The sequence below is a fragment of the Chryseobacterium sp. genome, from assembly GCF_022712095.1.
Lineage (GTDB): Bacteria > Bacteroidota > Bacteroidia > Flavobacteriales > Weeksellaceae > Chryseobacterium.
This window is the reverse complement of the sequence record NZ_JALAHD010000166.1, coordinates 1-4,032: the sequence shown is the minus strand read 5'-3', so window position 1 is coordinate 4,032 and position 4,032 is coordinate 1. Positions and strand designations below refer to the sequence as shown.

3 protein-coding genes are annotated in these 4,032 nt (G+C 35.2%); all 3 read right to left on the bottom strand.

Annotated features, from left to right (window positions below):
* Window positions 1-244: 244 nt before the first annotated feature.
* The 3 genes from Q0A18_RS08390 to recQ all read right to left on the bottom strand — a co-directional run bounded on the left by Q0A18_RS08390 (window position 245) and on the right by recQ (window position 3,992).
* Window positions 245-595 (bottom strand): hypothetical protein, encoded by a 351-nt coding sequence (locus tag Q0A18_RS08390; RefSeq protein WP_292009702.1) that lies wholly within the window; start codon window positions 593-595, stop codon window positions 245-247.
* A gap of 68 nt (window positions 596-663) precedes the next feature.
* A complete protein-coding gene (locus Q0A18_RS08385) occupies window positions 664-1,749 on the bottom strand; it encodes a glycosyltransferase (RefSeq protein WP_292009701.1) in 1,086 nt (361 codons plus the stop codon).
* 38 nt (window positions 1,750-1,787) lie between these two features.
* Entirely contained in the window at window positions 1,788-3,992 is a 2,205-nt protein-coding gene (recQ, locus tag Q0A18_RS08380; RefSeq protein WP_292009700.1) for a DNA helicase RecQ, read from the bottom strand.
* Window positions 3,993-4,032: the final 40 nt, after the last annotated feature.

Below are 4,032 nucleotides of genomic sequence, written 5' to 3'. Positions count from 1 at the left end.
TTCTGTTCTTCATATTCTCGTTCCGGTTTTGAAAATTCGCATTCATGTCTTAGAGATTTAATCAACGTCAGTGGAATCCAAAATTTTCTTGTTAATTTATAAACCTATGCTTGATGATCTATTTTTTCGGATTCAAAGAAACTGTTTTTTCCTGCAAGGAGGAAATAACACCAACAATAATAGTAGAAATATAACTCCTGCCATTTATGATAATAGCTCAAACTTGAATATATATAAAAATTAACTACAAGTCTACACTAATTTTTCCTTGTCCAAATTCTCCGGTAGTTTCGAAATAAGAACCACCATACACATGCCATTCAAGACTTTCCAGAAATTCTACTGCATTTTCGGGAGTTATTTTTGGACGGTCTTTTTTAGAAACGATTCCTTTGAACCATCTTCCAGATTTGGAAAAATCTTCAAATTCAACAAAATAAAGAATCCATATTCTTTGACACAGTTTACACTGTTGAATACTTACTTCTGCATACCTGCCATTCGTATAGTCTATTCCTAGCTCAGAACTTCTGTATTCGGTATAGTTTGAGGTTGGTTTTTCACAGGCACATCCTAATTTTTGGATTCTATTCATTAAAAATATGGATTTTGAAAAATTACTAAATTAAAAAATAAACTTCCATAAAGCAAAAAATGACACAATTAGTATTTTATTATATCCAATAAAACATTTTCATACTTGTCAAGAATAATATTCTTCGAAAAACGGGACTTAATGGAATTCTTAATAGAATCCCGGTCATAAGCATGCTGTAAAAGTGAAATAATCTTGTGAGCAAACTCATCATGATTTTCTATATTTCCGATTTCACCATTGACCATATCCTGTATGATTTCATTAATTCCCCCCGGACAGTTATTTGCTAATGAATAAGTTCCACAGGCTCCTGCTTCCAGCAAAACATTAGGAAAACCCTCATATCGTGAGGATAAAACAAATAGATCTGCATATTTCAGGAATTGATAAGGATTTTCCTGTCTGCCATGAAAGATTACATGCTCCAGTCCCAGAATTTTTTTCATCTGATGAAGAACCTCCTTATCATGACCGTCACCTAAAATATGTAAGATGATCTTTTCATTTTTAAGCCTTGAAAATACTTTCAAAAGATTATCAAAACCCTTTCTTGCCGATAAATTACCAATGGCAACGACATGCTTGTAGTTATATTTAAAACTCTCAGGCTTTTCGGAGGTCTTCAGTTTTTCTTCAATAAAATCAAAGTCTACAGGATTATTGATCTTTACAATCTTTTTCTTTTTAATTCCCAAATTGTCTATAAGATCTTTCATCATATCATCACTTTGAGCAATGATCTTTTCATAGCTGTTATAAAAATTATAGAAAAACCTGATTTCTTTCCTAGTAACATGCTGAGAAACCACATTTGTTTCCCTAGCTACAAATTTAGTTTTAGGAAAAAGCCTTATAAACATAGATAAATAAGCATTCACTTCACCAAAACCAGAAAATACAATATCCGGTTTCCTACGGTAAATCTGAGATAGGATTGGCTTTAGAGAGTGCCGGATTCTTTCCGTATTGATATCAATAATTTCCACATCATCCTTAAGAAAGCTGAGATAACCTCCCTGTTTTCGTAATAACAGGATTTTAGGCTCAAAACGATCTCGTGAAAGATGGTTGGCAATAGTGGTAACAATCCTTTCTGCTCCGCCTGTTTCCAAGTCGGGCAGAATAAAAATAACGGAAATCTTTTTTTTCATACTAAAAAACCTTATCCATAAACGGATAAGGTAATATTTTAATTAGCAACGTCACTAATGAATTTTATCCTCAGCATTCTTACTTCCTCATCGGAAAGTTCATCTCCAAATTCATCCAATAGCACTTTCATACTGTCACTGTCGGACTCATTCATAAATTCCATGAAGCCGTCTACAATATCTTCATCGAAATTATCTTCAATATAATAATCTATATTAAGCTTTGTTCCTTGATAGACAATACTCTCCATTTCTTTCAACAATTCATTCATTGAAAGGTTTTTAGCTCGTGCAATGTCTTCAAGGTCTATTTTTTTATCGGTACTCTGGATGATAAAAACTTTGTGACTGGATTTATTAGCCACCTGTTTTAATACCATATCCTGAGTACGCTCTATATTATGTTCTTCAACATATGTTTTGATGAAATCTGCAAATTCCTTTCCATACTTCTTAGCTTTTCCTTCACCCACCCCGTATATCTTGGCAATTTCTTCCAAGGTAACAGGATACTGAACCGTCATATCTTCAAGACTCGGATCCATGAAAACAGTATAAGGAGGAATTCCGTACTTTTTAGCTACTTTTTTCCTCAGTTCCTTTAACTGATTAAACAGGTTTTGATCTAATCCAGCACCTGACTGCATCTGAATCTGATCACTTTCCGCTTTTGCCTGTGTTAAATCAAACTCACGGTCTTCGGCAATCATAAAGTCCCCTTTGAATTGACCGCTTAAAAGATCATATCCCTTCTCGGCTATTTTTAATACTCCATAGGTTTCAATATCTTTTTGCAGGAAATTCTGAACCGTCCCCTGTCTTAGAATGGTTTTCCAATAATTATCCTTTTCCTCTTTCCCAAATCCGAAGTAAGAACTCTGCTCTAGCTTATAAGATTTTGTTACAGCACTTTCTTTACCTACAATTACAGAGATCAGATCTTTTGTTTTAAACTTTTCTCCCATATCCCGAATCAGTTCCAGTGCTTTTTTCAGATCTGAAACAGCATTTTTTAATTTGTGCGGATGGGATGCATTATCACACATATTAGCACCATCTCCCCTTATCGGGTCAAAATTTTCCCCGAAATAATAGAGAATATACTGTCTTCTGCTCATGGAAGTCTCTGCATAGCCCACCACCTCATTTAAAAGCTGTAACCCGATTTCTCTTTCGGAGACAGGTTTCTGAGCCAAAAATTTCTCAAGTTTTTCAATATCTTTAGGGTCATAGAATGCCAGGCAATGTCCTTCTCCTCCATCCCTTCCTGCACGTCCGGTCTCCTGATAATAACTTTCTAATGATTTAGGGAAATCATAATGGATTACAAACCTCACATCAGGTTTATCGATCCCCATCCCAAAAGCTATAGTGGCAACAATCACATCCACTTCTTCCATCAGGAATTTATCCTGATTGGCGACTCTCACTTTCTGATCAAGACCGGCATGGTAAGGAAGTGCATTAATACCGTTAACCTGTAAGAGCTGAGCAAACTCTTCAACTTTCCTGCGGCTTAAGCAATAAACGATTCCGGATTTACCTTTATTCTGATTAATAAACTTGACAATCTCCTTGTCAATATTCACTTTAGGGCGTACTTCATAGTATAAATTCGGTCGGTTAAAACTTTCTTTAAATACAATGGCATTAATCATTCCTAGAGTTTTCTGGATATCATCCTGAACTTTAGGGGTGGCTGTCGCCGTAAGTGCAATTACGGGAACATCAGCGATTTTATCGATGATGGATTTCAGATTTCTGTATTCGGGTCTAAAATCATGTCCCCACTCTGAGATACAGTGCGCTTCGTCAATAGCAAAGAAAGAAATTTTCACTTCCTTCAGAAAATCCAGATAATCTTCTTTGATTAATGATTCGGGGGCCACATACAATAATTTTGTTTTACCACTTTTTATATCATCGAATACCTGTTTTGTCTGGGTTTTATTTAACGATGAATTTAAAACATGGGCAACTCCGTCATCAGATGAAAGTCCGTTTACCGCATCTACCTGGTTTTTCATTAAAGCTATTAAGGGCGAAACTACTATTGCCGTTCCTTCGGAAATTAATGCAGGAAGCTGATAGCATAAAGACTTACCTCCTCCTGTCGGCATCAATACAAAGATGTCCTTTCCATTCAGCAGATTTTCTATAATTCTCTCTTGTTGTCCCTTAAAAGTAGAAAACCCAAAGTATTTTTTCAATTCGCCTGATAAGTTGGCTTTTTTTGCGCTCATCTAATTTAGTTTACTAAATTTGCATTTAACTCAAAGTTAT

Excerpts from the sequence above, each read along its gene's own strand:
- Q0A18_RS08390 (WP_292009702.1), bottom strand. The coding sequence starts at position 595 with ATGAATAGAATCCAAAAATTAGGATGTGCCTGTGAAAAACCAACCTCA.
- Q0A18_RS08385 (WP_292009701.1), bottom strand. The coding sequence starts at position 1,749 with ATGAAAAAAAAGATTTCCGTTATTTTTATTCTGCCCGACTTGGAAACA.
- recQ (WP_292009700.1), bottom strand. The coding sequence starts at position 3,992 with ATGAGCGCAAAAAAAGCCAACTTATCAGGCGAATTGAAAAAATACTTT.